The sequence below is a fragment of the uncultured Candidatus Thioglobus sp. genome, from assembly GCF_963981275.1.
Classification (GTDB): Bacteria; Pseudomonadota; Gammaproteobacteria; order PS1; family Pseudothioglobaceae; genus Thioglobus_A.
Window position 1 is genome coordinate 1 of sequence record NZ_CAXCCZ010000071.1, and the last position, 1,887, is coordinate 1,887.

Sequence of the window (1,887 nt, forward strand, 5' to 3'; positions counted from 1 at the left end):
GGCAAGGTTGTTGGGGGTGCGCTTTACGATGTGCCTAGCTGGTTTACCGATAGTTTTTTGGATGTGGCTGAAGATGCACAGGATGCACTTGATGAAAACAAAACGGTTTTATTGTATTTTCATTTAGACGGTTGCCCATATTGCGACGCCATGCTGACGCAAAATTTTAAAAGTGGTGAAAATTTAGCTTTTATTAAAAAACATTTTTCTGTCGTTGCGGTGAATATCAGGGGGTCGAGAGAAATTACCATGAGTGAATCTGAAAGCAAAACTGAGCAAGCACTCAGCGAAATGCTGGCGGTAAAATATACGCCAACCATTATTTTTTTAGATGAGAGTGGCAAGCAAGCCTTTAGAACAAATGGCTATCGTGATGTTGCCGCTTTTAGGCAAGTGCTAGAATATGTGGCTAGTAAATCTTACAAAAATACGACGTTATCAAATTATATCGAAGCCCAGCAAAATGCCAGCCAAGCCTATACTTTTATTAATCATGCGAGCTTGCAAGTGGCGTCTAATTTCCAAGAGTTTGATCAGCCAGTGGCGATACTATTTGAAGATAAAGACTGTACAGCGTGCGAAGATTTTCATCAAAATTTGATTAATAGGAAGGATGTAAAAGCAGAATTGGATAAATATTTATTCGTAAGATTTGATGCTTATTCTGATGAAAAAATTATTAATTTTAATGGCAAGAAAACCACGCCAAGACAAATGGTTAAAGACTTTGATTTAAATTATCGTCCAGGAATCTTGCTATTTGATGAGGGTGAGAATATCACAAAAATTGATGGAAAGCTTTTCAGTTTTCATTTTAATACGGTGTTGAAGTATGTCAGTGGTAAGCATTATCAGTATTATCCAAAATTTAGCACTTATCTGCGCGCTAGACAGGCCGAACTGCTAGAGAAAGGCATTGACATTAATATTGTGGACTAAGCATGACTCTTGAGCAATACTTAATATTTTTAACAATCACTCTAGCGTGGATGTTTACACCTGGACCTACAACATTATTTTCTGTTAATAATGGTATTCGATACGGCGCGAAAAGGGCAGTTCTTGCTGCATTTGGAAATATCTTGGCTTTTCAAATTTTGGTGTTATTGAGTATTCTCGGCTTAGGAGTTGTATTAGCTGCCTCTACAATCGCCTTTCAAGTATTAAAAATAATAGGCACTTTGTATTTGGTTTATTTAGGGTTTAAACTCTGGACAGCACCTATTGCTACCTTTAAAGAAGGTGATAATTTTGAGCAGCAAGATGCTAGCCAGCGAGTATTGTTTAGACGTGCATTTTTTACCACCTTGTCAAACCCTAAGGCGTTGACTTATATTTCAGCGCTTTTGCCACAATTTATCAATGTTAATAATTTTGAAATTATGCATTTGCTTACTATTTCACTAACCATTGCCTTGGTTCAGTTTATTGTATTTACCTCTTATGCTATGTTGGCTAGTAGTATTCAAGTGTGGTTAAAAAACGAGAATAATTGTCGCTGGTTTAATAGATTCAGTGGTTCAACCTTTGTTGGATTTGGGGTGGCACTTGGCCTATCTGATCGTTGATTAAGAGAATGATTATGTATTCTGGAGAGATTTTATGACGATTGCTTCCGCTATTTTTCTGCTGTTTTTGATTATGGACCCTTTTGCCAACGTGCCCATTTTCTTAGGTTTGTTAAAGAATCTGCCAGCCCCAAGGCGTCGAGCTATTATTATTAGAGAGTTGTTAATAGCTCTGTTGATCTTGCTAATATTCATGTTTTCAGGAAAATATATTTTGCAGTTATTGCAAATATCAGAATCTTCACTGGGTGTGGCTGGCGGTGTTGTATTGTTTTTGATTTCTTTAAAAATGATTTTTTCTGGCTCTGAAGATATTTTT

Annotated in this window: 3 protein-coding genes; all 3 read left to right on the forward strand. The window is 36.7% G+C overall.

Annotated features, from left to right (window positions below):
* On the forward strand, window positions 1–939 hold a 939-nt coding region (locus tag ABNR88_RS07215), incomplete at its 5' end, for a thioredoxin fold domain-containing protein (protein WP_348670256.1).
* A 2-nt stretch (window positions 940–941) separates the two neighbouring features.
* Window positions 942–1,568, forward strand: coding sequence for a LysE family translocator (locus ABNR88_RS07220; protein WP_348670257.1), 627 nt, complete (start codon window positions 942–944; stop codon window positions 1,566–1,568).
* A 34-nt stretch (window positions 1,569–1,602) separates the two neighbouring features.
* Window positions 1,603–1,887: MarC family protein (locus tag ABNR88_RS07225; protein ID WP_348670258.1), on the forward strand; the 285-nt coding region annotated here is incomplete at its 3' end.

Excerpts from the sequence above, each read along its gene's own strand:
- ABNR88_RS07220 (WP_348670257.1), top strand. The coding sequence starts at position 942 with ATGACTCTTGAGCAATACTTAATATTTTTAACAATCACTCTAGCGTGG.